The 26,358-nt window shown below is 45.0% G+C and carries 21 protein-coding genes and 2 tRNA genes; 9 read left to right on the forward strand and 14 right to left on the reverse strand.

Translation table 11 applies throughout. The features are described 5' to 3' along the window. Positions 1-241 precede the first annotated feature (241 nt). The 3 genes from BG260_RS00155 to BG260_RS00165 form a co-directional block, all read right to left on the reverse strand. Positions 242-1,618, reverse strand: a complete 1,377-nt coding sequence (locus BG260_RS00155) for an alpha/beta fold hydrolase (protein ID WP_069129919.1) — start codon at positions 1,616-1,618, stop codon at positions 242-244. Between the two features lie 95 nt (positions 1,619-1,713). Beyond that, positions 1,714-2,274: a superoxide dismutase family protein gene (locus BG260_RS00160; protein WP_087148667.1), complete on the reverse strand. Its 561-nt coding sequence runs from the start codon at positions 2,272-2,274 to the stop codon at positions 1,714-1,716. A gap of 113 nt (positions 2,275-2,387) precedes the next feature. Continuing rightward, positions 2,388-3,143, reverse strand: coding sequence for an alpha/beta hydrolase family protein (locus BG260_RS00165; protein ID WP_069129920.1), 756 nt, complete (start codon positions 3,141-3,143; stop codon positions 2,388-2,390). 172 nt (positions 3,144-3,315) lie between these two features. Here BG260_RS00165 and BG260_RS00170 point away from each other — a divergent pair, with 172 nt between their 5' ends. The 3 genes from BG260_RS00170 (at position 3,316) to BG260_RS00180 (ending at position 7,410) form a co-directional block, all read left to right on the forward strand. Beyond that, positions 3,316-5,793 (forward strand): zinc-dependent metalloprotease, encoded by a 2,478-nt coding sequence (locus BG260_RS00170; RefSeq protein ID WP_069129921.1) that lies wholly within the window; start codon positions 3,316-3,318, stop codon positions 5,791-5,793. A gap of 217 nt (positions 5,794-6,010) precedes the next feature. Then, positions 6,011-6,544 carry a hypothetical protein gene (locus BG260_RS00175; protein WP_069129922.1) on the forward strand — a complete coding sequence of 178 codons (534 nt, stop codon included), beginning with the start codon at positions 6,011-6,013 and terminating at the stop codon, positions 6,542-6,544. A 329-nt stretch (positions 6,545-6,873) separates the two neighbouring features. After that, positions 6,874-7,410 (forward strand): hypothetical protein, encoded by a 537-nt coding sequence (locus BG260_RS00180; RefSeq protein WP_141691486.1) that lies wholly within the window; start codon positions 6,874-6,876, stop codon positions 7,408-7,410. Here the strand turns inward: BG260_RS00180 and BG260_RS00185 are convergent. From BG260_RS00185 to BG260_RS00205, 5 genes are all read right to left on the reverse strand, one after another. After that, entirely contained in the window at positions 7,388-8,905 is a 1,518-nt protein-coding gene (locus BG260_RS00185; RefSeq protein WP_069129924.1) for a M56 family metallopeptidase, read from the reverse strand. The two genes, BG260_RS00180 and BG260_RS00185, sit on opposite strands and share 23 nt — an antisense overlap. A 54-nt stretch (positions 8,906-8,959) precedes the next feature. Further along, positions 8,960-10,768: a M56 family metallopeptidase gene (locus tag BG260_RS00190; RefSeq protein WP_069129925.1), complete on the reverse strand. Its 1,809-nt coding sequence runs from the start codon at positions 10,766-10,768 to the stop codon at positions 8,960-8,962. Next, positions 10,765-11,136: a BlaI/MecI/CopY family transcriptional regulator gene (locus BG260_RS00195; protein ID WP_069129926.1), complete on the reverse strand. Its 372-nt coding sequence runs from the start codon at positions 11,134-11,136 to the stop codon at positions 10,765-10,767. Before BG260_RS00195 ends, BG260_RS00190 begins: the two co-directional genes overlap by 4 nt. Positions 11,137-11,270: 134 nt before the next feature. Continuing rightward, positions 11,271-11,774: a fasciclin domain-containing protein gene (locus BG260_RS00200; RefSeq protein WP_069129927.1), complete on the reverse strand. Its 504-nt coding sequence runs from the start codon at positions 11,772-11,774 to the stop codon at positions 11,271-11,273. A gap of 307 nt (positions 11,775-12,081) precedes the next feature. After that, positions 12,082-12,741, reverse strand: a complete 660-nt coding sequence (locus BG260_RS00205; RefSeq protein WP_069129928.1) for a protein-L-isoaspartate(D-aspartate) O-methyltransferase — start codon at positions 12,739-12,741, stop codon at positions 12,082-12,084. Positions 12,742-12,964: 223 nt separating this feature from the next. Between BG260_RS00205 and BG260_RS00210 the strand changes: the two genes are divergently transcribed. Then, entirely contained in the window at positions 12,965-14,698 is a 1,734-nt protein-coding gene (locus tag BG260_RS00210) for a Na+/H+ antiporter NhaC family protein (protein ID WP_069129929.1), read from the forward strand. A 245-nt stretch (positions 14,699-14,943) separates the two neighbouring features. On the opposite strand, the gene BG260_RS00215 is transcribed toward BG260_RS00210, so the two are convergent. Further along, a tRNA-Thr gene (locus BG260_RS00215) sits at positions 14,944-15,015 on the reverse strand. A 139-nt stretch (positions 15,016-15,154) separates the two neighbouring features. Here BG260_RS00215 and BG260_RS00220 point away from each other — a divergent pair. After that, a tRNA-Arg gene (locus BG260_RS00220) sits at positions 15,155-15,227 on the forward strand. A gap of 143 nt (positions 15,228-15,370) precedes the next feature. Here the strand turns inward: BG260_RS00220 and BG260_RS00225 are convergent. Then, positions 15,371-16,285 carry a DUF697 domain-containing protein gene (locus tag BG260_RS00225; protein WP_069129930.1) on the reverse strand — a complete coding sequence of 305 codons (915 nt, stop codon included), beginning with the start codon at positions 16,283-16,285 and terminating at the stop codon, positions 15,371-15,373. A 150-nt stretch (positions 16,286-16,435) separates the two neighbouring features. On the opposite strand from BG260_RS00225, the gene BG260_RS00230 reads away from it, so the two are divergent. Next, on the forward strand, positions 16,436-16,906 hold the full coding sequence (locus BG260_RS00230) for a hypothetical protein (protein ID WP_141691487.1): 471 nt from the start codon (positions 16,436-16,438) through the stop codon (positions 16,904-16,906). Between the two features lie 147 nt (positions 16,907-17,053). On the opposite strand, the gene BG260_RS00235 is transcribed toward BG260_RS00230, so the two are convergent. Together BG260_RS00235 and BG260_RS00240 are read right to left on the reverse strand one after the other, a co-directional pair. After that, positions 17,054-17,272: a hypothetical protein gene (locus BG260_RS00235; RefSeq protein ID WP_069129932.1), complete on the reverse strand. Its 219-nt coding sequence runs from the start codon at positions 17,270-17,272 to the stop codon at positions 17,054-17,056. A 248-nt stretch (positions 17,273-17,520) separates the two neighbouring features. Beyond that, positions 17,521-18,942: a DASH family cryptochrome gene (locus tag BG260_RS00240; RefSeq protein ID WP_218089702.1), complete on the reverse strand. Its 1,422-nt coding sequence runs from the start codon at positions 18,940-18,942 to the stop codon at positions 17,521-17,523. A gap of 141 nt (positions 18,943-19,083) precedes the next feature. Between BG260_RS00240 and BG260_RS00245 the strand changes: the two genes are divergently transcribed. The 3 genes from BG260_RS00245 to BG260_RS00255 all read left to right on the forward strand — a co-directional run bounded on the left by BG260_RS00245 (position 19,084) and on the right by BG260_RS00255 (position 23,006). Next, entirely contained in the window at positions 19,084-20,319 is a 1,236-nt protein-coding gene (locus BG260_RS00245; protein ID WP_069129934.1) for a hypothetical protein, read from the forward strand. Between the two features lie 151 nt (positions 20,320-20,470). Continuing rightward, positions 20,471-22,093 carry a BCCT family transporter gene (locus tag BG260_RS00250; RefSeq protein ID WP_069129935.1) on the forward strand — a complete coding sequence of 541 codons (1,623 nt, stop codon included), beginning with the start codon at positions 20,471-20,473 and terminating at the stop codon, positions 22,091-22,093. 7 nt (positions 22,094-22,100) lie between these two features. After that, a complete protein-coding gene (locus BG260_RS00255) occupies positions 22,101-23,006 on the forward strand; it encodes a universal stress protein (RefSeq protein ID WP_069129936.1) in 906 nt (301 codons plus the stop codon). An 85-nt stretch (positions 23,007-23,091) separates the two neighbouring features. On the opposite strand, the gene BG260_RS00260 is transcribed toward BG260_RS00255, so the two are convergent. Continuing rightward, complete coding sequence (locus tag BG260_RS00260) at positions 23,092-24,375, reverse strand: metal-dependent hydrolase family protein (protein ID WP_069129937.1); 1,284 nt, start codon at positions 24,373-24,375, stop codon at positions 23,092-23,094. 58 nt (positions 24,376-24,433) lie between these two features. After that, the gene (locus tag BG260_RS00265; RefSeq protein ID WP_069129938.1) at positions 24,434-26,107 is read right to left on the reverse strand and encodes a M1 family metallopeptidase; all 1,674 of its coding nucleotides are present in this window, start codon (positions 26,105-26,107) and stop codon (positions 24,434-24,436) included. Positions 26,108-26,358 lie beyond the last annotated feature (251 nt).

Below are 26,358 nucleotides of genomic sequence, written 5' to 3' on the forward strand. Positions count from 1 at the left end.
CACGCCGTCAGACCGCTTCCCGCGGTCAGACGGTTTTTTTAGTCAGTCTGAATATGTAATGCCACTGCTAAGTAGAATCTAAGAGAGTAGCGCACCTCCGGCGCCCAGGTATTTATTAGCCGGTATGTTTTTTACAGACATACCGCTCCGTCCGGAGCGGTTTTAAGTCTTGCCGTCTGACCGCAGGAAGCGGTCTGACGGTGATATGCTTTTCCGCGTTCACAGCGTCATTGAGGTGAATTCAAATCGAATTAAGCCATTCGATAATAGCTTCTGCAAAACCGGGAGCAAACTCTTTTTCGAGCATCCCGTACTCGCTGGGCAGGCCGCTATTGGCTCGTTGAAACAGATGGTTGGCCGATTCAATTTCCACGATTTGCATCATAAGTTCAGCCTCATCCCGTAACTCTTCCGCTTTTTCACGATTTGGGCCAAAAATCACTTGCGTATCTTTCTCTCCAAAAAGCACCAGAAGAGGAATGTTCAACTCTCGAACATCCTGTGCCGGATCATATTCTATAAATGATTTAAACCAATCCGTTTTTGCGGCGGAGAGCTGTCGATTAATCTGGCTTCGAATGAACGAGTTCATATCTCCCAGGGCTTCACGCTGTTGTTCAGGCAGTTCATTGATTTGTGATTCGAGCCTGTCATATAGATCCTGCTCTATCTCGTCCCAGTTATCCGCATTCCGGATCACATCATAAATTCTCTCCTGAAACTCCAGATTTTGTTCTACGATATCATCAGCAATACCCTGTGCCTCAGAAATGGTCCTGATCTGGCTGTTAATAATTTCATCACCCCGCAAAAATGGTGCACCCATGAATATGATACCATCCACCTCTTTCCGTACTGCAGATATTACAGATACCAAGCCACCCTGGCTGTGGCCGAGCAGAATCGTATGTGTAACCTGATCAGCATATTCATTTTCCAGGTGAGCCAAAACATCCAATAAATCATCTGAAAGGTCATTCAGTGTAGCATCTTGTTCTCCTGTTGATCTGCCCACACCCCGGTCATCATACCGAAAAGAGGAAAACCCGTTTTGATAAAGCAGGTTGGCCATCTCTCCAAAAACTTTAAAACCGGCCACAGTTTCATCCCGATCCTGAGCTCCTGAACCTGTCAGCAAGACGATAAGCGGAGCAGGCTTCTCTGCCAGTCGTAAAGTTCCGCTAATCTCCCCTGCCCGGGTCTCAATTAACAGCTCTTCTCCACCCTGCCCTGAACGTTGATCTGCAGACTCACCATCATTTTTACGAATTGAAAACGGATAAGTCATATTCATCTGATGAAAGGTGCCTGAGATTGTCATACGTTCAGAGTCCAATTCCCCTCTGAATACAGCGGCACCGGTTCCCGTTTGAAACTGAAAAACCAGGGAATCCCCCTCAATCCGGGTAAACTCAACAGGCAGGTTAAACGCCATCTGTTGTGGAATATCAACGGTTCCATCCAGATCATTGTCATGGTAGCTGAATGTAAATTCAGTAATCAGGTTCTGTCCGGTAATCTCTATTGATCCGGCCCAGTTACCTGCAACAGATTCAAGATTCTGACCTGTAACCGTTTGAGCGAAAAGTATAATGGAGGCAATGAGTAGATTTTTCATGCCCGAAATGTAATAAAAACAGATGTACCTTTGTAACAAAAAAACCCCGCTTATTTGCGGGGTTTTAAAGATTTTCAATATTGATCAGTCTAAAATCAAATGTCCATATTTGCAACACCGATTACTCCACACGAGAGTCGCCCGCCGGCATCGCCGGTTGGCTGTGATACCAAATCATCCTCACCTGCATGAATGATCACTCCGCGGCCAAGAATTGAGGTCATACCGGAGAGCTGTAGCTGTGGATCTACAAACTCTGCAGTGGCATTGCCGTCCGCATCAGATTGCAGATTCCCAAGATCGCCTACGTGCCTCATATCATCATCAGGTCCGCCATGTTCTGCTTCTTCAGGATTGAAATGTCCACCGGCAGATGTACCGTCAGATGCCCGGCAATCGCCATACTCATGAATATGAAATCCATGCATCGAATCCGCATCAAGTCCGGAAATATTCGCTTCAACACGAACACCCTGTTCTGTTTGAGTAAACAGTACAGTTCCTTCAACACTGTTGCCATCGGTAGCATGCATTACTGCAACTGCCTGATCAATCGTCTGTGTTTGATATTCCATTTCGGTCTGCTCATGCTCAACTTCTGTGCAGGATGCAAAAAACATCATTGCAGTAAAAATTATAGCTGTGTACTTAATCATAATATGTGAGATAGTTTTGGTTGATTTTTCGATTCGATTGTAGAACTCTTTGAAAACCCGTCCAACCAGAACAGAAGGTTTTCAAAAACTCTAATCAAAGAAAGTAACAAACTTTAAAGATAAATGGATGACCACTCTGCTATGATGCTGCCGGCATACCGGCTGTAGGTTTCATCCAGGAGCAGATGGTCTGCCTCATGCAGAGATATAAAACTCTTCGGATGTTTGGCAGTTTTATAAATATGTGCAGCATTATCCAGTCCAACCGTATCATCCAGCGGAGAGTGCATCACCATCAATGCACGATCCAGGTTTCTGATATACTCATCCATTTTCGACGCTTCAAGGTCATCCAGAAACTGTTTTTTGATTCGAAACGGTCGTCCTGCAAGATTAACAATTGCGGCGCCCTCTTTTTCAATTTCCTCTTTTTTCGATTCAAAATGCTTGGCAACATGCTCCGGGCTCGAGGGCGCGCCGATGGTAGCTACAGCCTTTACAGAGTCTATTTTATGAGCAGCCTGAATAACTGCCGCACCTCCCAGTGAGTGCCCAATCAGAATTGACGGCGCCCCCATTTCTTTTTTCATATACTCTGATGCTGCAACCAAGTCATCAACATTGGAACTGAAATTGGTATCTTCAAAACTGCCTTCACTGTCTCCCAGGCCTGTAAAATCAAACCTGAATACAGCCACACCTTTCTCGTTCAGAGCTTTTGCAATATTACCTACGGCTTTTAAATTTTTTGAACAGGTAAAACAGTGAGCAAACAGTGCACAAGCTTTGTGATCCCCGTCCGGCATATCCACTTTTGCGGACAACATTTCCCCGAGTGCTCCTTTAAATTCAATCTTGTTTGATGGCATAATTTCTTAATTCGTTGTTGCTTAGTTTCTTAATCTAATGATAATCCGATGATATCCGTTCGGATAAAATTTCTGCGGAAACCTCATTATTATCATCATTTTACATTCGTGTTGGATATTTTCATTAAATAAATATATTCCAACTTAACATAAACCAATAAAACCGTTCTACATGATTCAATTCATACAAAAGCTCTCTCTTTTGATGCTTGCTGTGGTTTTGGTTGCCGGCTGTGCCAGCACCGATAACGTACAGGATTCTCAGGCACCGAGCGAGAGACCTTCACGAACCGCACCTTCATCTGACAACGGCCCCAAGCCTTTCTCTGAGGTCATCAAAGACAGCTTTGATAAAGATGAGGGTTTATTCAACGTTTATAAAGACAACTCTACATACTATTACGAAATTCCGGATGAAATGCTTGGCCGGGAGATGCTGATGGTATCCCGTATTGCCCGAACGGCAGACGGTATTGCCTACGGCGGAATGAAAAACAATACCCAGGTTCTACGCTGGGAGAAGCGTGATAACAAGATCCTGCTTCGCCGTGTATCTTTCAGCAATACCGCAAGTGATACACTCCCCGTTTACGAAGCGGTTCGAAATTCAAACTTTGAACCAATTCTGGCATCATTTGATATCGCAGCGATCAATGAGGATTCCACTGGGTCTGTTATTGATGTAACCAGTCTTTTTACAACCGATGTGCCCGCTTTAGGTCTGCAACAAAGTTACAGATCTCGATTTCAGGTACGCAGAGTTGATGGAAACCGAACATTCATAGAAAGTATCCGCAGTTTCCCTGAAAATGTGGAAGCGCGTCATCTTCTGACATATGATGCTCAGAATCCTCCATCCAACTCAGACGCAAACACAATTTCGCTTGAGATAAATCATAGCATGCACCTGCTCCCTGAAGAGCCCATGCAGCGCCGTGAGCCTGATGCACGTGTAGGATATTTTACAGCCAGCCAGACCGATTACGGCTCAGAAGAGCACCGTGCCAAACCGGTCAGCCATGTAACCCGGTGGAAACTGGTACCAAAAGATAAAGAAGCCTACATGAGAGGAGAGCTGGTTGAACCTGAAGAACCAATCATTTTCTACATCGACCCGGCAACTCCGGAAGAGTGGAGAGAGTGGCTGATTCAGGGTGTGGACGACTGGCAGGTTGCGTTTGAAGAAGCCGGGTTTAAAAATGCGATCTATGGCAAAATGGCACCAACCGATGACCCGGACTTTAGCCTGGAAGATGCACGCTATCCAACCATCCGCTACTTTGCATCACCGATTCAGAATGCATTCGGACCGCACGTTCATGATCCGCGATCGGGTCAAATTATGACCTCTGCTATTGGGTGGTATCACAATGTGATGCGCCTGCTCAGAAACTGGTACTTTATCCAGACAGCGGCTGCCAACCCGGAAGCACGTGCTACTCAGTTTGATGATGACGTAATGGGTGAGCTGATTCGATTTGTATCTGCTCACGAGGTAGGACACACACTTGGTCTTCCTCATAACTTTGGTTCCAGCTACGCCGTACCCGTCGATTCACTCCGGTCTCCAACATATACCGACAATCACGGTACCGCTCCATCCATCATGGATTATGCCCGATTCAATTATATCGCGCAGCCGGGCGACGGAGTCACAAACTTCTTCCCGCGAGTTGGCGAATATGATAAATGGGCTGTAAAATGGGGTTATACATGGTTTGGAGATACTCCACTCGAAGAGCAGAAAGAGATTCTTCACGAGTGGACGAAAGAACGTGCTGACGATCCGGTTTACTTCTATGGGCGTCAGACCAGCTCTAAAATTGACCCAAGATCTCAAAATGAAGATCTGGGCGACAACAGCATGAAGGCAAGCACCTACGGCATTGCTAACCTTCAGGTAATTACTGAAAACCTGATCGACTGGATTGGCCGGGACGGAGAAGATTTTTCGGAACTGGATGAACTCTATGGTCAAATTCTGGGTCAGTGGAGCCGATATATGGGCCACGTTACGCAAAATGTTGGCGGTGTTTACGAAACCGATAAAACCTTCGATCAGGAAGGCGGTGTGTATGAACCAACGCCTAAAGAGCTCCAGAAAGAAGCGATGGACTTCCTCAGAACGCATGCATTTGCTGATCCATCCTGGGTACTGAATCAGGATATCCTGAGCCGTGTAAACCAGGCCGATTTTGTAGATAACTTCCGCGGCCGGCAGGTTTCTGTTCTGAACAACCTGATCGATCCCCAGCGAATAGCACGATTAATCGAGTATGAAAACCGTCTTGGCGGAGATGTTTACTCACCATACGAATTCATGGACGACGTTCGCGGTACCATCTGGACCGAACTCGACAGAAATCGTACAATTTCCGTTTACAGACGAAATCTTCAGCGTGCTTATATCGAGCGAATGGAGTATTTGATGACGGAAGAGCTTCCAAATGTACCGGCTGCATTTCGTGCATTTGCTGGTTTCACATCCATTAACGTGAGTCAGTCAGATATTCGCCCGATGGTTCGTGAACAGCTTGAAATTTTGCAGCGCGACATCAACAATACGGTAAACCGTGTGAGCGACCGTGCTACAAAACTTCACCTCGCTGACGCAGAGCGACGAATCGACAACATTCTGAACCCGAACTAATCCGGATCAGAACAGTTTAAAGTATACAGCCCCGAATTGGCATCAGCCGGTTCGGGGTTTTTTATTGTTCAGAGCATATCTAGTACTTACAACCTCGTGAGGCATTATAAATAAAATACAATCAATTGCATACACTCACATCTTTATGCTATTTATTATTGAACTCATTCCATTTTAATTATAGGGGTACCAATTCTTTACAAACTAAATCACTTTTATGATGGACATAATCTACAAAATCACCATCGCTACTGTTCTAATATCAACTTTCACAATATCGAATGGACTGGCTCAGGAACCTGAACAATCCTCTCCATTTCATGAGGGTGCAAAAGCACTTCAGTTTCAAATTTCCGAGAACTTTAATCTCGAATCATTTTCCGGAACACTCTTTGCTTACAAGCGTTATCTATCGGAAGACAGAGCTAACAAGATTGGTTTAAGTTTAAACTCTCAATATATAACCAGTGATTTTCCCGACAATGAAAACGACCGTGAGGATTCACTCACAGATTTAAATCTGGGAGTGGAGTACACCCGGATGCACTATACAAATCCAGACTCAGAGATTAAGTTTTACTATGGATATGGTCCCGGAATCAATTTTGGATACGACAGAACGGTTATTGACGAAACCAATTCAAAATTAACCAATCAGTCCACTTTATATGGTATTTCGGGAATTGGTTATGCCGGGGTGGAGTTGTTTTTTCACTCTTCAATGAGTTTACATGCCGAATATCAAAGTTAAGTTCGGTTAAGCCACAGGCGTATCAAACAGACGAATGAGCAGAATACAACAGAAAATACTTCGAGAACCAACACCACAATATTCAGTTTAGGGGGAGATGGAGTGAAATTTGGTTTGTCTGTATACTTTTAGATTGAAAGGTTATTTGAAGCTCAAACCACTTTTTGTTTTTCGCAAATTATCGCAGAGTTAAACGCAGAAATACGCAGATTTTCTGCGAGACTCAGCGAAGTATTTCTGCGTTGATCAGCGAGAATGAACACAGATTTCATTTTGAGCCTTATATTTTTTAGTTGTGGAAGATATCCACCTTAATCGTTGAGTATTTAATGAATTCTCAAAAGATCACAATACACCTGATGGTGTTCACAGTCCTTCTCTCCTTTCTTTTTATGATGAGTTGTGATGAATCCATTCAACAGGTAGACCATCCCGTGCTTCCCCGTCACAGTTTACACATTGATGGAGACGTTCAGCTTCATGCAGAAATCCAGTGGGACGAATCAAGCCAATCATTGGAAACCAATATTCGGGCTGAAAATATCTCTGCGGATACAACGGAGATTGAAACCGGACCCTGCGCGTTTCAGATTCTGGCGTATTCTTCAGCCGATACCGGGAAATTGCTGATCTGGCACAGTCAAATGCCTGAGGATTTTGTTTGTTTTGATGAGCTGTTGGTGTATCAAATCCCGCCTGATGAAACTCTTTCCCTTGACAGACAGCAGTACATCAGCGGAGATAGATGGAAGCGGCCCATTCCAAAAGGTGAATGGGAGTTTGAGCTTCGTGCAAAATCGGAGAACGACGAGGTGATACGAATACCCGCAAACCGGTTGACGATCAAAGATCTTCTCGCTCTTTGATCGTCTCAATCAAATCCCCATCTTCGTAGCTCTTCTGCTCAATAATAGCACCATCCTCATCATAAACGGTGGTCAGGCCATGCCTTTCTCCGCCAGGAACCATCATCTGGAACTCCCAGGCCAACTGCCCATTAGGGTGCCATGCTTTAGTGGTTATTAACGAATCCGTATCAATTTTTTCCATATTCAGTACCAGACTATCGGTATGCTGGTCGCTGTAATACGAAGAGACTGTATTACCGTCTTCATCCAGGGAAGGAATAACTACGGATCTGTATTGATAAGCTCCGGTGCTGTCATACCTGGGAAACTCAGACCGCGTTACTTTTCCATCAACGATGGTTTCTGCGTAGATGACTGAATCTGTATCGACACTATACGTATTTCGTTCTCTGGAATAAGGCTCTCCATCAGGACCGATCAATATACCGGTGCGCTCATCAAGTGGATGATATAAACCAGTAGGTCCCTCGGATTCCAATTCAACATCGTAATAGGTTGTGGGTGGCAAGGAGTCCCAGATCTCCTGCATGCTGATGGTTTGAGGGTAACTTTCTGATTGCGCTGAAAAAAAGATGATCAAGGCTACAGATACCGGAAGAATGAAAAGCCAAATAGCACCAACTTTTATCTTAGAAATGCTTTTGCCCATCATTTTGATCCGTTTTTTGGTCAGGGAGAAATTTATGTTACTGGTGGTCTTCAACGAGGAATTCCCAGAACTCACGCGGATCAGTAATTCCTGATAATCGCTTATGGCTGAGCCGCTGCGGACCACCGCTTCATCGGCCATGAACTCGTGGTTGAGCTGGATCGCATGTTTGTACAGATACATCAGTGGGTTGAACCAAAAGATGACTTTCAGGAATTCGATCAGTAGCACATCAAATGAATGGAACTGGCGAACATGAGTGAATTCGTGATCCAGAATCTCAGGTTCAATGTTCCCCAACTCGAACTGTTTCTTTTCCAGGAAAATGTAATCAAGAAATGATTGTGGAGTGATCGGTTCATCCAATAAAACCAGTGTGGCATGATCTGTCTTTTTATGGGTTCCGGCTTTAACTTTATTTCTAATTTCGATCAACCCGGTCACAAATCGGATCAAAAGTAAAAGAGTGATGGCTCCATACATCAATAGCAAAACATCTAAGGTACTTATCGACCAGCTTGGCTCTTCGGTAACAACCGGGGTGCTTTCAGCTTTGGGTAAAGCTTCCTGTGTTTGTTGAGGTACGATCAACGGTTCAACAGATCTGCTTACCGCTTCAGCCGGTGCGTTGACAACGCGTTCCATCTGCTGCATATTTACACCGACGATGGATGTTTCCGGGCTCAGGTCAAAAGAGATCAACGGAGCCGTAAGTCCAAATACCAATGCGAACAACAAAAAGAACCGGTTGAAGCGGTGCATCTTTTCATTTTCAAGAAACAGCTTATAAACCCCGTAAAGTAATCCAAGCAGTAAGATTGATTTAACTAAATAGATAATCATGACCTCTTACTCTTAATTTTTTACCAAAATGAATAAATCAGTTTTTAGATACCATTAATTTTTCTCCGGAGGTACAATCGATAGCTTCATTGGATAGGTCTCCCGGATAGTCTCTCTATCGGAACTGTTCTCTTCCAGATTTGAAAATGACGTGCCAAACTGAGCTTGTGCAGCCTCATTTCTTAGTTCACCGTATGCCGCCCTGATTTCATCCAATAGTTCATTGTACTGATCATATGGTGTATAGGGATCTGTCTTAATTCCTATTACCGCCTGGGATGGAGTTGAGGCACTTGTTTCCACAAACTTTTTAATATTCTGTCTCACGTCATTCAGTTCAGCCGGCTCTTCGTTCATCAAGAGCATTCCCTGACGGTTCATCAAAATCTGCATCAGGTCTCCTTCTTTCACAGGGGCAGGTGGTGCAGGAGGAGCTGGAGGTAATGTAAGATCCCCGCTGATTTCCAGATTCCCGCTGATATCCAAACGCTTTTCAGGTGATGGTACCAGCGGTGGCGGCGGAGGTGAATTCGGATCATCAGTTTCTAAAGACTGAATTGCCTCATAGAGCTCCAAAACTTCGTTATATTTTTGAATCAGCTCTTCTGCATTTGACGGATCCGCCTCAATCTCCATATACCGATTGGCTGCTTCCAAAAATTCGTTGGTAACTCTTTCCAATTCATTGCTTCCCTCAACTCCGGTTGTCGAGTAGTTTATCCTCAATGCTTCGTATTTGCGAAGGACGGTTTGCACGTCTGTAACCGTTCCAAAAGCAGCGTCCGGATCAACTTTCATCCGAACCAAGTCGGGGCTTTCGGGCAGATCTGACAAATAGCTCTCCAGCTCAGTTAACGTCATTTGATTGCCGTTTACCAGCAATCCTTCATCATTTAAGATTTCAATACTGACCTCATCTACGACTTCAACTTCATCAGAAGCCTCGGTGGTTGTGGAATCGCAACCCGGCAGCAGGGTGATGGCTGCAAGCAGCGGCATGAGTGCCAGGACTTTCAATACGGATCGGAAGGCAGATTTTGATTGTGTCATCATTTGGAGTCGTTTTTTGGTGAGGGAGTAGTTCAGCGTACTCGTCAGACTATGGGCCGGACGAATCAGCATCGTTTTTAGCAAAATATTTTGATACGCTTTCACGCTTTTCCCATGTGAAAGGACGGCCTCATCTGCCAGAAACTCGTGATTTAGCAGAATGGCTTTTTTATAGAGATAGAGCAGCGGGTTAAACCAGAAGAGAATCTTCAAAGACTCAATCAATAACACATCCAATGTATGTTTCTGCTTTGCGTGGGTCATCTCATGAATAATCACCTCTTCCGGAATCTCTCCATTCAGATAGCTCTTTTTATTCAAGAAAATTTGATTAAAAAAAGTGTAAGGAACGTCATTCTCATTCAGAAGAATAATTTCACAACCATGCAGCAGTCTTTTCTCATTCCGATCGGCTTTTAGCTGAATTCTGTCAATGATTCGAATCAGACGAATAAACAGCCCTGCAGAAACAATCAGATAAACCAGTAATACGGTCATCCAATAAGAATAGGCTTGCGGGCCGGGCACTTCTTCATTTGCCGCCAAAGATTCTGCATCAGCATTCACCCAATCACCGTCAAGCATTACGAAACTACCGGATTCCTGAACTGTTGTTTGACTAAAGAAATTCAATTGATCAGTTGGCAGATCAATTAATCCAATCGGTATCAGAGGAATTGTAAAGGAAAAAAGCAGACTGAAGATCAGAAATCCCCGGTTCACCTTGTGCATCCTCTCTTTTTCCAAAAACAGATGATAAAAAAGCAGGAGCACTCCCAGACTTATCATTGAATAGATCAGGTAAATAATCATTTTTTCCTCCTCTCCAGTTCTTGCTCAACAATATCCTGCAGCTCTTTAAGCTGATCCTCCGTCAGGTCAGTTTCCCGAGTAAAAAAGGAAGCAAATGTGGAAGGCGAATCGTCAAAGTATTTTCTGATCAGTCCTTTTAAATGGCGCGAAAAGTAGTCCGATTTATTTACCGTGGGATAGTATTGTCGTGATCGCCCCATCTGCTCATAATCGATGTAGCCTTTGTCTTTCATCCTTTTTAATAGGGTGGCTACTGTAGTGTTTGCAGGTTTCGGCTCAGGATACATCTCCAGCAGTTCATTCATAAACGCCTTTTTGCGTTTCCAGATGTACTGCATCAGTTGTTCTTCAGATTTTGATAGTTTCATAACTCTACATTGTTAGAACTGTTTCTACAAGTGTAGAATATAAATTCCGTAAAAGCAACTGAAAATTATTTCGCACAAAAAAACCCGACTCTGCAAAGAGTCGGGCTCGGTCAATCAAAATAAAAGGATAGTGATTAATAGCCTGAATTGTCTTCCGGTGGGAGAATTACTGCGTCAATCACATGAACCACGCCATTTGATGCTTCTATATCAGCTGAAGCAATATTGGCGTCATTTACTTTTGCTCCGTAATCACTCAAAGAGATGGTTACTTCTGAACCCTCCACAGTTTCGGCCATCATGCCGTCACTCAAATCGCCGGACATCACTTCTGCAGGAATCACATGGTAGGTAAGAATTTCAACGAGTTGATCGCGGTTTTCCGGCATCAATAGACTTTCTAACGTTCCATCCGGGAGTGCATCAAACGCTTCGTTTGTTGGGGCAAATACTGTAAATGGTCCGTCACCTTTCAGTACATCCACCAATCCGGCTGCTTCGATCGCAGCGACCAGTGTGGAAAGATTATCTGTATCCTGAGCAAGGCTCACAATATCGTGATGATCGTGATCTGAGGTTGAAATAGTATACGGTGCCATGGCCATAAAGCAAACTGCCAGAGCAAGCATACTCGTCATTTTAAATCATTTCATAACTGTTTCTTTTATTTGGGGTTAAGGATCTGATTTAAATTCGTTTTGTATCAGATTGCACACATAACCCCCTTTCATAAATTGAGCGTTCCCAAGCAGAATCAAACAATTTTTGGGAGGTTCAGGCTAAACAGTTGACGCATAAGTAGGTAGTTGATTACGCCAATTTTTTAACAAAGATTAGATTTGAACGGGTTTTCTGCTTCTGTAATTCATAAACGACTCTTTTGTAAGATTTTTGCCGACCGAATCAATTTTTTATGGGAACGAATTCGCAATGTCAAGATCGTTGCTAATCCCAGCCTTTCTCTCCAATAAGCGGTACAAATTTAAAATGATTCAGTCTCTCTTCTTTAAACTCATCCTCACCGGTACGGGTAATCCGGATCATCACCTGGCTTTTCTGATCTCCGACCGGAACCACCAAACGTCCGCCAATTTTTAGTTGGTGCATCAAATCTTCGGGAACCACAGGAGCACCGGCGGTCACCACTATGCCATCATACGGTGCATATGCACTCCAGCCGAGGGTTCCGTCACCCAGCTTCAAATGAGGCCGATAACCCAATTCCTGCAAGATCTCTTTGGCACTTCGGTAAAGCTTATCGTGCCGTTCCACACTATATACATCAGCTCCCAGTTCGCATAGTACAGCAGACTGATACCCCGACCCGGTACCAATCTCAAGAATTTTATCTCCCTCTTGCACTTCCAGCAGCTCTGTCTGAGCTGCAACTGTGTAGGGTTGCGAGATCGTTTGCCCGTTCCCAATCGGAAGAGCGGAATCCTCATACGCCCTGTTCTCAAAAGCGGTGTCAACAAAAAGATGGCGAGGGATGGAGTGAATTGCCTGCAATACCTGCTGATTCTTAATCCCCTTCTCCTCAATGGTTTTAACCAATGCAGCACGTCTTCTGCTAAATCGCTTTTTGGATCTGTTGCCTTTTGTCAATGATTTATTTCAATTTTGTACCCGATTAAGGCGCTACTATTGCATCGCCAATGTCTTCTAAACATATCAAAATTCGGAATGACTATCGACCGGTGATCGGCCAATACCGCAAAAGAGTCAGATATTCACTAAAAAATGTAACTGAACTCTTTTTGGGGATTGTATTTAATGACAATCCTTCTATTTTCAGAGCAGAAAAAATGTTTACCCATAACGCTCAGTGATGAAAAAATTTGGCTTTTTAATCGGCTTTATCCTCCTCTCCACCTTGTTGTTCGGTTGGTTCGATGTACACGCAATGATGCAGGCAGAACCAACCGAAAATGGATATTACGGAACATGGATCAGTTTAATCCCACCCATCGTGGCAATCGGGCTGGCCTTGATTACCCGCGAAGTGGTATTATCACTCTTTGCGGGGATATGGATCGGCGCCCTCTTTCTTGTCAGTCTCAACCCGTTTGCCGGAACGGCCGAATCACTCGACCTTTTAGTTAATGCCCTGGTAGACGCGGATCACATTGCCATTATCGTTTTCAGTTTACTTCTCGGCGGAATGGTTGGGGTAATGTCTCGCGGTGGAGGTACTCAGGGTGCCGTTGATGTTCTTGGAAAATTTGCCACCAGCCGGAAAAAAGGCCAGCTTCTCTCCTGGGCATCCGCACTGTTTATCTTTTTTGATGATTACGCCAACACGCTGATTCGGGGAAATGCACTGAGACCCATGACCGACCGGCTTAAAATCTCCCGAGAGAAACTGGCCTATATTGTTGACTCCACCGCTGCACCCTTGGCAGTAAGTGCTGTGATAACCACATGGATTGGTTTTAAAATCACACAGATTCAAAACTCACTGTCCGGTATTGCTGACCAGACAGCTGACCCGGAGTTATCTGCTCAACTGATGGCCGGTGCTGAAAACGCTTTTACGATCTTTCTTCACTCCGTTCCCTACCTGTTCTATCCTATTCTTGCCCTCGCCTTTGTGCTGATGACGATTATTATGAGAAGAGAATTCGGCCCGATGTACGATGCTGAAAAAAGAGCCGCATCAGGTGGCGGTGTGATTCGTCCGGGCTCTATGCCGGCAACCGATACCAGTCTTTCGAGCCTTCAGCCCAAAGAAGACAAACCCAAGCGGTGGTACAATGCGGGGCTTCCGGTAATCTCTGTAATTTTAGTAGCCCTCTACGGACTTTACTCCACAGGCAGCGCCGGTCTTGCGCCGAGCGAAGGCGGACTGACAAACATTATCGGAAATGCCGATCCGTTTGCAGCCCTGCTTTGGGCCTCATTTACCGGGTGTGCTGTAGCGATAGGATTGGTTGTATTTCAAAAAATTCTGACACTCAACCAGGCACTCGAGTCTTGGGTTGGCGGTATGCAATCAATGTTAATGGCCGTCATCATTCTGATATTAGCCTGGGGACTTGGAGGTGTTACGCAGGAGATCGGAACCGGAACTTATCTTGCCGGACTTCTGGAAGACTCACTGCCGCTGGCACTTTTACCCGGTCTTGTCTTTTTTATAGCTGCCGTTACCGCATTCTCAACCGGAACATCATGGGGAACCATGGCTATTCTTTTCCCGGTCGTTGTGCCATTGGCTGTTGCAATGGGCGCCGGAGTTGGGTTCGCAGGTGGCGAACACTACGGAATTCTGCTTGGATCAGTCAGTTCTGTGATGGCAGGTGCTGTATTTGGTGATCACTGTTCCCCAATTTCAGACACCACGGTTCTCAGTTCGATGTCTTCTGCCTGTGATCTGATTGACCACGTAAGAACTCAGCTACCCTATGCGCTGGTTGTGGCTTTTGTAGCCCTCATTGTCGGTGAACTACCGGCGGCATTCGACTGGATTCATCCGTTTTGGGGACTGCTGGCAGGATTGGTTATCCTCTACTTCATTCTGAAGTTTTTTGGGAAAGATCCAGAGGCCGCAGCCCCACAAGCGTAGCAGTTAGTTAATGTATAGGAGGCTCTTTTTGAGCCGCACCTACGGCGCTAACTTGGTATACGGGGTTCCTGCTGTTACAAGTATACTGCTCCATCCGGAGCAGTTTTAGTTTCGTTCAAAAATTTGACGAATTACGCTAGATTAGCTCGACCCATCGGGACGAAACATGGGTAGAATAAGATCTGATCTCAAATTTCTGAAAAAGCTCCGCAGGAGCGACACCTACTCACACTGTTTGAAAACCGAGCCGGAGATCGGATTTGAACCGACGACCTATTCTTTACGAGAGAATTGCTCTACCCCTGAGCTACTCCGGCATAAAAAAGTGATGTAAATATAAAGAGATTTCTAAATGCAGATCAATATGAGCAATAAATTACGGTAAAGTCACACTCCTTAATCAACCATCAATCCTGAAATTTATTACCTTTTTCATCTATCGAATAGAATAGAAATGACTCCGTAGTTCAACAGGATAGAACGAAAGCCTCCTAAGCTTTAAATCTGGGTTCGAGTCCCGGCGGGGTCACTTAGAGTTTTTCCGCACCCATAATTTTGATTAAACCACTATCGCCAACATACTTCAGATTCAGGGACGAGAAGCCTGTCCCGATGTAGTTAATCGGTAAGTACCGGCAATGATACTCGATCTTTTCCTACTTCTATAAAGAATTAAGTTTTCTCTTTCTTACCCCAACCGAATGGTTTTCCTGCCAGTTTAAGCGGTGCAGTTCCGATATATTTCACAACAAGTTTGGTTCCATCTAACACGATTCCACCGAGCAGCCTGGCCGCCTCTGCCGTTGCCGAATTCCGAATTGACTGACGGCGTTTTTTAACAAGCGTGCCGCAATATTGTTGAGCAACCTTGCCTACTCTCAATGTTAAGAATGCGTTCGAACTCCCGGCCAATACCGAGCTGACTACCATCTGTGTTCCCGGTACCAGGGAAAATGCAGCCCCTACACCCTGACTCATCGACGACTCCACAATTTCATAATACTCCGCCTCATCTATACTGCTGGCGATAAAGGCTGTCACCATCACATTGGTGTAGAGATAACCTAAATCCTTTATGGTAGGCCGCTGGGCATAGATGTGGGCAATATCCCAAATCAAACGGACTTGAAGACCCAGTATAAAAAGCGCATCAAGTGCGCCGTTTTGTGAGATGGCAGTTGTGATAAAAGCTCGTTTAGCTGTGCGTTTGATTGACTTGTCAGACTCTTGATTTAATTGATGGATCGCCTGTTGAACATGATCCACGCCCTCAATCTGATCCAATTTCACAATGGGGTTCTGCCTCAGCCGAATGGTCAGTTTTTCTATGTAGCGATCAAATTCAGGTCCCTCATCGGAGTCGGGAGGAATCAACCTGCCGGGAAGTTTGATGTAAAGCCAAACCGGGGCCAATACCGCTACAGTGGCAATCAGCAAAAATACTACAAGTGAAACCTGTCCCAGCACCGGGTGAAGGTCTCCCAAATAGTTTGCAAACTGAATAATCTGGTTGATTATAACAATCAGTATCAATGTAGAAAAGGCAAACGCCGTGATGGTTAAAACTCGTCGGATCTCTCTTTTCATATCACTCTTCAGTATAATGTGGATTTACGCATTTAATCACTTCAAGATAAAGTATACTTATTGTTAAATCTTTCATTACTTCAAATTGGAAAATATTTCTGATTCATCAGCCGTTCCTGTCTTAACCTATCTACTACAACCGTGGGTGTAATGAAGTGTCTAATCTTTATTTCGATCACTTTTATGCTGTATTCCATCACAGCACAATCCATCAACGCCCAATCAGACATTCTTAAACCGGGATCAACTGTTCGGGTGAGCTCGTTACTGACTGATGAAGGCCCCATTATTGGGACAATTGAAGAATTAACTGAATTTGATATAGCCGTTAATTACCGAAATCGAATCATTTATATTCCATATCATACTATTGAACAACTTGAAGTTCATACGGGAATCAGGAGAAGAACCGGTCGCGGTGCATTAATCGGTTTGGGAAGCGGAGCTGTACTCGGCGGACTGATTGGAGCGATAACATACACAGAGTGTGTATCAGAGGGTTGGTTTGATTGTATGTTCACGTATGATAGCAGAGCTGAATCTGCCGGTTTAAATGCCTTACTTTTGGGTGCAGTTGGTGGGTTGACAGGGGCCATTATCGGAGCAACGAAAAAAAACTGAACATTGGCTTTTTATCTCGAATCCGCGTTATTTATCTTCCGGGAGTAGCTTCAGCTCCTTCCTATCCGATCAAAAGAATCCCTATCCATATATTACCGTAAGGCTCAAATTTTGATAAAACAACTATACCATCACTTTTGCTGATTATCAATCATCCTCAATACGCTGCCTGTAAAACCAATATACATAACCGCAGTTGTCACATATCTTATTTAGAGCATCACGGTTCAGCCAGTCGAAACTGAAAAAGCTGGCACCCCGTGTATTCATCAGCGTACGGCGCGTCCAGAATTGATCGTGATCGCAAACCGGACAGGTTATCTTCTTTCCATCTACTGTAAATTCTTTCACTTCTTTTTTGGGCATAATATCATTTTTTGATGGCTGTTGATCTGGTTTTCAATGTATGTTAATTAAAGAAATTGTTTGGTTGAATTCACATCAAAGGGGGGCTTTTCTAGTAAGAGAACGCAGAGAGATCTCTTTATTCTAACCCCGTGCATTTCAATAGGAGATCTCTCCACTCTCTCACTCCGTTCGTTCGGTTAAGATGACAGCAGCCAATCGTAAGAAAGTGGTGAGCAAAGCGAATGCATCGAGAGATCTTTGTCTACTCAGTCTCGTTTTTTAACCTCCTCATAGCTCTTCTCAAGATCAATCATAGGTTTTGGAGAGTCCTTACCCAAAATGCACTCATTCAGCTTTTGCTGATCTTCACTCATCTTCCACGGCTCGTGCACAAACTCATCCGGCACATATTTCAGCTCCGGCAGCCAGTGACGCACATACTCTCCGTCGGAGTCATATTTTTGTGCCTGCCCAACAATGTTGAAGTAACGGTTCCGGGGATCGTGTCCCACGGTTGAATTATACGCCCAGTTTCCCCAGTTGCTGCATACATCGTAGTCGAGCAGCAGTGATTCAAACCATGCGGCGCCCCAGCGCCAGTCAAAGTTGAGATTTTGTGCAAGGAAGCTGGCTACATTTTGCCTTCCCCGATTGCTCATGTATCCGGTCCGTTTCAACTCACGCATATTTGCATCTATAAACGGGATTCCCGTTTCTCCTTCCTTCCACTTCTCAAACCTGGTTTGATCTGTTCGTTTTTCCAGGTTTTTCTCCTGAATGCCACCCAGCTTAAAAATTTTATCGCCGTGCTTGCGGGCTGAGTATCGAAAGTAGTCGCGCCAGATCAATTCAAACTTCATCCAATATGTAGATACATTTTTATGAACCTCGTTCTCATACTTCTCAATCTGATTGTGAATAGATCTTGCAGAAATACAGCCATGAGCCAGCCAGGGAGAAAACTTAGACGAGAAATCAGCACCCAGCAGACCATTTCGCTTAAATTTATAGTTTCTGAGCTCATCACTTTTAAAGAAGTAGTGATTCAACCTTTCCCACGCCTCATCCTCTCCGCCTTTAAATTTTAGCACGGCTCGACCATCCGGTTCAACGCTCTGAAGGCCCAGATCATCTAAAGCGGGCAACTCACCCGGATCGTCTATTTCGATAAACTCTATATTCTCAGGAACCGGCAGAGGTTTCCGAACTTCACCTTTTTTCTCCACTTTCTTTCGAAACTGCGTAAAAACATCCGGAATCTTGACAGGAGCAAAAGGCAGATCATCGGGTTGATACATCTCATGTCCCCAAAATTTTCTTATACGTATATCTACGTAGTTTTCAATACGTTTTTCTACCTGCTTTTCCTCAGATGTAACCTCAGCATGGTAGTAGAGCTGATCGATATGATAGGTTTCTATCAGTCGGGGAATTACATCTTCTGGCTTACCCATCTGAACAACCAAATTTCCACCGGCTTTTTTCAGGCTCTCCCGCAAACTGATCAGGGATTCAATCAAAAATTGTGACCTGAATGAGCCCGTTTTGGGCCAACCGTGCTCCGTTTTTACATAGTGCCTTGGATCAAAACAGTACAATGCGACTATCTTTCCCTCTTCTGCTCCTCTAAAGAGCGGTTCGTGGTCTTTAATTCTTATATCGTTTCGATACCAGATCAGTGTATTCATTTGCTCATTCTGCATTTAATTAATCTTCACAGGCAACATGGAAACGCTTTGAAAGCATTCCTTTTTTATTGGAATGATTCCGGCTCTATTCCCCTTATATGTTTCTGAAGCCGTAAATCAATGCTAACTAAACAGTTAACAATGAGAGAATTACATACAGCAATTACTTCCTTACTAATCGGCATTATTTTTACACTCTTTTCGGGTGTATTGTTCATTGCCGAAGCACAATCTGACGACGAGTCATCGCTCCATGTCGGTGGCGCGCTGCGTTATAACTTGCTTCTTCAAAGTTACGAGAGCGATATCGATGCAAACAGTTCTCAGTTCACATGGGACACTTGGAGAATTAATGTTCTATATGATAACCCCGGAGGAATCGGGCTGAATTTCGAATATCGGTTCTACCCTACGTTTGGTACTCATTTCATTAAACAGGGATGGCTTGATTACTCTATTTCCGAAAATACAGAGGTACAATTAGGTGTTACGCAGGTTCCGTTTGGTAACATTCAGTACAACTCCAATAACTGGTGGTTTAGCCTCCCTTATTATGTGGGTCTTGAAGATGATCATGATATGGGAATAAAATTCACCCATACCACAAATAACATGCAGTGGGATTTTGCCTATTTCTTCTCGGCTGATCCTGAAGGCCCGGTTGGCGGTGACGGAAACTTTGGCGTTGGCGGGTCCGGCCGTTACTCTTATGACGTAATTCCTGGCGACGATGCCTCCCTCACTGAGAGAAACCAATTTAATGTTCGCGGCGCCTATCAGTTCGATAGCGGAGAGTTTGGGGCGTCTGTTCAGTATGGACAGCTCTACAATTCCGTCCGTGACGAGATGGACAGTCAATACGCATTTGCCATTCATGCAGATTACAACGTTGGGAACATCAATATCAAACCGCAATTCCTGTACTACGGCATGGATGTAGCGGATGATTCGGGAACAGATCTTAGCACCGTTTATATGGGAGCCTATGGAATTCCATACGAGGTCTCCACTGAAGCCTGGATTGCGACTCTTGGACTCTCCTACTCATACGATGTTGACTGGGGACCGGTAACCAACATTAACTTTTATAATGATTTCAGCTATATGCAGAATACAATTGGTGAGGGAACCACAACTCTCGCATCCGGTGATCAGCTAACGCTGGATGACAATTTTCAGCACACCATTCAAAATATTACAGGCTTCATGGTTACTGCTGGCCCAGTCTTCACCTATTTTGATATTGCGCAAGGTGTTAATCAACCCTGGCTTACCGACAACTTTGGAGTTGGTGTTGGGCCCGGTCACGAAGACCTTGGACTCGGTGACTCAGAGTATAACATTCGATTCAACATCAACATCGGGTACTACTTCTAATTTGGTAACAGATCAAATCTATCTTGGCGATTGAATTGTCAATGCAAACTGCACTACCAATTACCCTTTGCGGGTGATTTGGCGGTGCATACCAAATTTACCATTTTAGAGTCGCCAAGCTCATTAACCTTAACTTAAAGGTAATAAACGTATGGCTTTACGAGGACAAGACGACAAACCGGAGTCTCAAAAAACCGGTATTAACCGATACTTTGACATTCACAAGCCGGTTTTCTGGCCGTCGGTCATTTTAATTACACTTTTGATCGTCGGAACGTTAGTTACCGGGGAAGCTGCAGAGGAGGTGTTCAGTACAATTCAATCCAGTATAACAGATTGGGCAAGCTGGCTCTTTGTAGCTGCCGTTAATATTTTCATCGGTTTTGCACTCTACTTTGCGTTCAGCAAGTATGGAGGAATCCGGCTTGGAGGAGAGGATGCCGAGCCCGACTTCAGCACGATGGCCTGGTTTGCCATGCTCTTTAGCGCCGGTATGGGAATCGGCTTGATGTTCTTTGCCGTGGCTGAACCGATGTGGCACCTGCTCTATCCGCCTCACGCCGAAGCCGGTACAATAGCTGCCACCCGCGATGCAATGGGTGTTACCTTTCTCCACTGGGGTTTACATGCATGGGGCGTCTATGCAATTGTAGCCCTGGCACTTGCATTTTTTGCCTTTAACCGCGACCTGCCCCTCTCCTTCCGATCAGTATTCTACCCAATTTTGGGAGATCGAATTGATGGATGGATCGGTGATGTTATCGATATACTTGCCGTTCTTGCAACGCTCTTCGGGCTTGCAACTTCGCTCGGCCTGGGGGCTTCTCAAGCCGGTGCCGGTATCGAGTATGTTTTTGGGCTCGAGAACACAACCAACCTTCAGGTAATGATCATTATCGGTGTAACGGCAGTCGCAGTGGTTTCTGTTGTACTCGGAATTGATAAAGGGGTAAAAGTGCTGAGTGAATTCAACATTCGTGTTGCTGCACTTTTTCTGCTTTTCATCCTGGTTGTGGGGCCAACCCTCTATATTTTAGGATCATTCGTACAGAATATCGGCCACTATGCACAGAACTTCCCATCCTATGCATTCTGGACCCAGTCTTACGAAGAGGGTGAGTTTATGTCTACCTGGACTGTTTTCTACTGGGCCTGGTGGATTTCATGGTCGCCTTATGTAGGTATGTTTATTGCCCGAATTTCACGGGGACGAACGGTTAAACAGTTCGTTTTGGGAGTTCTAATTGTCCCCACTCTCATTACCTTCTTATGGATGAGTGGATTTGGCGGGAGCGCACTCTATCTCGAAACCAACGGAATTGCAGAAATTGCAGCCGCGGTAGAGGCAGATCAAACCACCTCACTATTCATCCTGCTGGATCAGTTTCCATGGGCTATTATCACATCGTTCCTGGCAATTATTCTGGTTCTGAGTTTCTTCGTTACATCTTCTGACTCCGGCTCACTGGTTATTGACGGACTTACAAGTGGCGGTAAACTGGATGCACCGGTTGGACAGCGAATTTTCTGGGCATCCACCGAGGGGCTTGTAGCCGCGGTACTCCTGATTGGCGGAGGTCTGACTGCACTTCAGGCGGGAGCCATTAGTACAGGATTGCCATTTGTTATAGTTCTGCTGGTAATGTGTTACAGTCTGCAACGGGGTCTGCACAAAGAACATCAGGATATGATGCGTCAGGACAGAGACAAAGAGCGTCAGTCCTACAGAGACCTTGTCATGAATGCTATTAAAAAACAAAGAAAATCGGAGTGAGGAAATTATGAAAGATTCAAAACACTGGTTAGCGTGCCTCGATCTGTCCAACATGGACGAAATCCTGATCGGGTACTCTGCATTTTTAACATCGGTAGTGAAACCCAAAACCATCACATTTTTCCATACGGTTGAATCGGGACCAACAGCACTCGAAATTGTTGAACAGTTCCCGGAAATTGAGACCGAAGAGGAGTTTCTCGATCTGATTCGCGGCGAACTCAAGGAAAAAGTTGAGGGCCATTTTGATGATGACTCCATCGAAATAAGAATTGTCATCAAACAGGGAAAACCCACCGATCAAATCATTGATCTGGCCAACTCCTTAGAACCCGACCTTATTTTGATGGGGAAAAAGATCGGTTATGCAGGAGAGGGAGTGGTTCCGCGTCGAATTCTCAAATATGTCTCCTCATCAATTCTATTTGTTCCGGAGAACAGCCGTTATAACCTTGAAAAGGTATTGGTCCCGGTTGATTTTTCTGAACAGTCAGCAAAGTCCGTACAAACGGCAAAAGCTCTGGTGAACGATGAAAATGTAACAGCACAGCATATCTATCGATATCGGGCTCAGTTCTTTCCGTACACTCTCTCCGATGAAGAGAAGCGTGAGGTTGACTCGAAGATTGAGAAGAAGATGCAGAAGTTTATAAATGAGAACGGTATTTCTGATAAGGTGAATTTTGTTCTCACTCTGCATAAAAAGGGAAAAGTAGCTGATGAAGTCTACAACCAGGTTGTGAAGGATCAGGTCGATTTTATAATCGTATCGTCCAAATCAAAGAAACTGAGCAGTATTGTCGGTCACGATTTTACCGATAAGATGGTCGACTATGCTTTCGGTGTTCCGCTTCTGGTTCAGAAAAACAAGGAGAAGCACCGCAAGTTTCTGAAATCCCTTTTCGGAGATTAATCTGAAAATATAACCCAACAAAAAAGCCTGGAATCAACTCCGGGCTTTTCTATTTAAAACCGATGTTTAAACACTTTTTGCAGTTCTAATCGTGTTTGTAGACCACACCCTCCTTCATCACAAAACGGACATTTTCGAGTGTAGAAATGTCCCGAAGCGGATTCCCGTCTACGGCAATTATGTCGGCTAATTTACCTGCTTCTACCGACCCTATCTGATCTTCCAAACCTAATACAGCTGAAGCGGTCTGAGTTGCACTCAGTAGTGCCTCGGCTTCAGGCATCCCCACTTCTACCATGTAGCCAAACTCTTGGGCATTATCGCCGTGGTGGAACACACCGGCATCAGTACCAAATGCAATTTTCACTCCATACCGATACGCTTCTGCAAAAGTGTTCTGAATAAGCGGACCGATTTCACGTGCTTTTGGAACGACCAGCGGGGGATAGTATCCATCCACTTCCGCTTTTTCGGCTACAAATTTCCCTGCCGTAATGGTTGGAACATAATATGTGCCATGATCTACCATTGCCTGTATCACCTCTTCATCCATATATGTTCCATGCTCAATGGTATGAACCCCGGCTTTAACCGCCCGCAGCATACCCTCTTTTCCATGGGCATGAGCAGCCACATGCATCTCATAATCGCGGGCTGTTTCAACGATCGCCTGCAGTTCATCATTCATGAACTGAGGATTTTGTCCCGATTTTGCGACACTCAAAACTCCGCCAGTAGCCGTTATTTTGATATGATCAACCCCCAGTTTGTAGTTCTGCCGGACAGCTTCACGTGCTTCAACCTCGCCATTCACCACGCCCAGTTCCGGGCCCGGACTTCCCATCAAATCTCGTTTAAAACTGTTGGTTGGGTCTGCATGTCCACCGGTTGTTGCCAACGATTTTCCAACACTTATCACGCGGGGACCTTCCACATAACCTGCTCGAATGGCATCTCTCAAAGAAGTATTCACTCCCGAACCGCCCAGATCTCTTACCGTTGTAAAACCGGCCATCAATGTTCTTTTGGCATAGAGAGATGACTCGAACGCTACATCTTCAGGATTCTTCGTAAAGCGATCCAGATAGCGGCTGGGACCCGTTTCATTCTCAAGGTGAACATGCAGGTCAATCAAACCGGGCAGTACAGTTCTGTTGCTTAAATCAATTAAACTGCTTTCAGAATCGGGACGAAGAAATCCATCTTGAACTTCAACAATCCTGTCTCCATCTACAATAATCGTCACATTCGACCTCATCTCTTCTCCGGTTCCGTCAAACAGATAACCGGCATGGATGTAAGTCTGCTGAGCCTGAAGGCTTGTTGCAAGCCCGGCAATCAGAACAATTAAAATTAGGCGTACTTTCATGATTCTCCTTTAGTTTTGTTTTGTGGAAGGTATAATGAACCAATGCATTTCGTAACGATTATAATTTTTTCAAAATCCAGTGATGCGGATCCACTTCAAAATCGGCACTTTCAGGGATTTCAAATGAGATTCGGTTATTCTCGGGTACCAGTGTAATCCACTCCTCATTCACCCGAACTTCAACCGGCATCGGGAAGTTAATATTCCCCGGAATGTGCCACTGCATCACCACCTGAAGGCCCGCCCGTGTTACGGACAGCTCCGGCATTTCAGCCTGACGCAGATAAACCTCAAACAGCCACGCCAGATCCATCCCGGAAATATCTTCTGCCAGGTGAAGCAGGTCATCGGTAGTGGCGTATCGGACCTGTTCACCGGTAGTAATACTCTCCATCTCTTCTGTAGGGTATGCAAATCGCCTGAGAATTCTGAAAAAGTTCTCATCACCCACTACGTATCGTAACGTGTGCATGAACCAGGCTCCCTTATAATAGACATCGCCGCCGCGCTCGCCTTCTCTGATATCAAGCGAACTCATCGAAGATTCTCTTGGAGCCGTTGCCCTTGTTGATCTGATTCTGGTTCTTAAAAACTCCATCATCTCACGATACGACTCCTCTCCATTTAAATGTTCTGCGTAGAGCGGCTGCATGTAAGTTCCAATTCCCTCGTGAATCCAGAAATCGCGCCAGTCCCAAACCGAAACCAGATTTCCCCACCACTCATGGGCCAGCTCATGCTGATGGAGATCATCATAGCCTGCATTTTGCCCGAAGAGGTTGTCATTTTCAAAACTTGCGCCATAAGCAATTATTGACTGATGCTCCATTCCAAGGTAAGGCGCATGGGCTACACCGTATTTATCTGCCCTGAAGGGGTACGGCCCGACAATTTCCTCAAGGAACCGGATCTGTTCGGCAAACTGCGGGAAGAGGCGTTCGCTCTGTTCCCGAAATTCGGGCAGGAACCAGAATGTGATCTCCATCTCATCCCCCGCCGTACTGGTAAACGTTTCACTGATGGTTTCGTACGGTGCAGCGTTTACCGTTACGTTGTAGTTGTTGATCGGGCTGGAGACAAACCAGTGTGAGGTCTTCCATCCGTCGTCATGCTCGGTCACTCCCCGGCTCCTGCCATTTGCGGCAACCACAAGATTTTCGGGCATGGTGTAGTTAATAGCTACAGAATCCGCCTTATCGGTTGGATGGTCCTTATTTGGCCACCATGTCCAGGCCCCGAGTGACTGAACTGCTACCCCAACCCACGGCTCACCGGAAGGAGTACGATCCCAAACCATCCCGCCGGTCCACGGAGGATTATCTCCAACAATCGGTTGTCCACTGTAAGCTACATCCACAGATGTACTGAGGCCCGGTTGCAGTGTTTCAGGGAAATAGAGGTAAAATGTTTTGGAAGAACTGTTACGCTCAAGTTGTATCGGTCGTTCCCTTTCGTCACCGATCCAGTTCACAGATTCAATACTCAGTCTCGGGTCGAGATCGAGAGCTATGACGTTGGTCGGATGAACCACATGGAAATGAATTCCAACATTTCCCGACACCGTACTGTCTGCCGGGTCAATTTTCAGATTTAAATCGTAATAGTGAACATCGTAAGAAGCTTTCTCCGGCGGTAGCTCACCACCCGACTCGTAAACCAACTCGCGATCTTGAGCAAAGCCATTCAGTGCGATAAGAGATAAAAACAGTGTTAGAATTACGGTTCTGAGCATAATGTAGTCGTTATGTTTTCTTTTCCGTCAAAATAGAAAATTTCAGCTTAGTCGCTATAAGGGAATCTCAATCAATTTTAATGGTCCAAGAATAAAAATATTCACAACAGGAAGCTCCGAGGAAGCCTGTGACTGGACGGGGTTCGATGTTATATAAACAGAAAACTCCTTCGGAGAAGGTTCGGTTTTTCGATTCATCCAACATAAATATGGTCTATCCGCGAAACTACGGCCAATCATGTGCTATTTTA

Source organism: Rhodohalobacter halophilus (assembly GCF_001715195.1).
Classification (GTDB): Bacteria; Bacteroidota; Rhodothermia; order Balneolales; family Balneolaceae; genus Rhodohalobacter; species Rhodohalobacter halophilus.

Coding starts and splice junctions, on each gene's coding strand:
- BG260_RS00260 (WP_069129937.1), bottom strand. CDS start 24,375: ATGAAAGTACGCCTAATTTTAATTGTTCTGATTGCCGGGCTTGCAACA.
- BG260_RS00195 (WP_069129926.1), bottom strand. CDS start 11,136: ATGAAACTATCAAAATCTGAAGAACAACTGATGCAGTACATCTGGAAA.
- BG260_RS00180 (WP_141691486.1), top strand. CDS start 6,874: ATGAATTCTCAAAAGATCACAATACACCTGATGGTGTTCACAGTCCTT.
- BG260_RS00255 (WP_069129936.1), top strand. CDS start 22,101: ATGAAAGATTCAAAACACTGGTTAGCGTGCCTCGATCTGTCCAACATG.
- BG260_RS00160 (WP_087148667.1), bottom strand. CDS start 2,274: ATGATTAAGTACACAGCTATAATTTTTACTGCAATGATGTTTTTTGCA.
- BG260_RS00200 (WP_069129927.1), bottom strand. CDS start 11,774: ATGACGAGTATGCTTGCTCTGGCAGTTTGCTTTATGGCCATGGCACCG.
- BG260_RS00175 (WP_069129922.1), top strand. CDS start 6,011: ATGATGGACATAATCTACAAAATCACCATCGCTACTGTTCTAATATCA.
- BG260_RS00250 (WP_069129935.1), top strand. CDS start 20,471: ATGGCTTTACGAGGACAAGACGACAAACCGGAGTCTCAAAAAACCGGT.
- BG260_RS00245 (WP_069129934.1), top strand. CDS start 19,084: ATGAGAGAATTACATACAGCAATTACTTCCTTACTAATCGGCATTATT.
- BG260_RS00240 (WP_218089702.1), bottom strand. CDS start 18,942: ATGAATACACTGATCTGGTATCGAAACGATATAAGAATTAAAGACCAC.
- BG260_RS00235 (WP_069129932.1), bottom strand. CDS start 17,272: ATGCCCAAAAAAGAAGTGAAAGAATTTACAGTAGATGGAAAGAAGATA.
- BG260_RS00190 (WP_069129925.1), bottom strand. CDS start 10,768: ATGATTATTTACCTGATCTATTCAATGATAAGTCTGGGAGTGCTCCTG.
- BG260_RS00165 (WP_069129920.1), bottom strand. CDS start 3,143: ATGCCATCAAACAAGATTGAATTTAAAGGAGCACTCGGGGAAATGTTG.
- BG260_RS00185 (WP_069129924.1), bottom strand. CDS start 8,905: ATGATTATCTATTTAGTTAAATCAATCTTACTGCTTGGATTACTTTAC.
- BG260_RS00170 (WP_069129921.1), top strand. CDS start 3,316: ATGATTCAATTCATACAAAAGCTCTCTCTTTTGATGCTTGCTGTGGTT.
- BG260_RS00225 (WP_069129930.1), bottom strand. CDS start 16,285: ATGAAAAGAGAGATCCGACGAGTTTTAACCATCACGGCGTTTGCCTTT.
- BG260_RS00265 (WP_069129938.1), bottom strand. CDS start 26,107: ATGCTCAGAACCGTAATTCTAACACTGTTTTTATCTCTTATCGCACTG.
- BG260_RS00230 (WP_141691487.1), top strand. CDS start 16,436: ATGAAGTGTCTAATCTTTATTTCGATCACTTTTATGCTGTATTCCATC.
- BG260_RS00155 (WP_069129919.1), bottom strand. CDS start 1,618: ATGAAAAATCTACTCATTGCCTCCATTATACTTTTCGCTCAAACGGTT.
- BG260_RS00210 (WP_069129929.1), top strand. CDS start 12,965: ATGAAAAAATTTGGCTTTTTAATCGGCTTTATCCTCCTCTCCACCTTG.